Raw genomic sequence first — 759 nt, 5'->3', positions numbered from 1 at the left:
CGCTGGAATAATATTTACTACTACACTCGCTGTTGCTGTTGCACTACAACCCGCACTACTTGTTACCGTTACTGTATAAATTCCGCCATTCGTTGTTTGGGCATTGCTTATGCTTGGGTTTTGAAGCGTACTTACAAAACCACTTGGGCCAGACCATGAATAACTACTTCCTCCACTTGATGTCAAATTTATCGTTGAACCTACACATTTTGTATCTCCCGTGGCACTTGCGGTTGGAATTGAATTGATCGTCGCAACTGCCGTGCTTCTCGTTGTGCTAATACAGCCATTTAAGCTACATTCTAAATAATAGGTCGTCGTTGTCGAGATGCTTGGGGTAGTGTAAGTTGTTCCGGTCACTAAGGCTGTACCACCTGTTAATGAACTGTACCACGAGATCGTGCCTCCTGAACAGCCACTTGCGGTCATTGTTACACTACCTGTACCACAACGATTACCGCCTGCACTTGTTGGTGCCGCTGGAATGATATTTACTACTACACTCGCTGTTGCTGTTGCACTACAACCCGCACTACTTGCTACCGTTACGGTATAAATTCCGCCATTCGTTGTTTGGGCATTGCTGATGCTTGGGTTTTGAAGCGTACTTACAAAACCACTTGGACCAGACCATGAATAAGTACTTCCTCCACTTGATGTCAAATTTATCGTTGAACCTACACACTCCGTATCTCCCGTTGCACTGGCGGTTGGAATTGAATTGATCGTTGCAACTGCCGTGCTTCTCGTTGTGCTAAC

General features: G+C 45.5%; 1 protein-coding gene. It reads right to left on the bottom strand.

Features of this window, described 5'->3' with window-relative positions; genetic code table 11:
• Nucleotides 1-759 (bottom strand): Ig-like domain-containing protein (locus tag ABR854_RS25740; protein ID WP_502881242.1); only part of this gene is annotated, 759 nt, incomplete at both ends.

Origin of the sequence: Emticicia sp. W12TSBA100-4 (assembly GCF_040253585.1) — a bacterium.
Taxonomy (GTDB): Bacteria; Bacteroidota; Bacteroidia; order Cytophagales; family Spirosomataceae; genus Emticicia.
The sequence above is the reverse complement of the archived record's forward strand: the minus strand, read 5'-3'. Positions and strand labels throughout refer to the sequence as shown.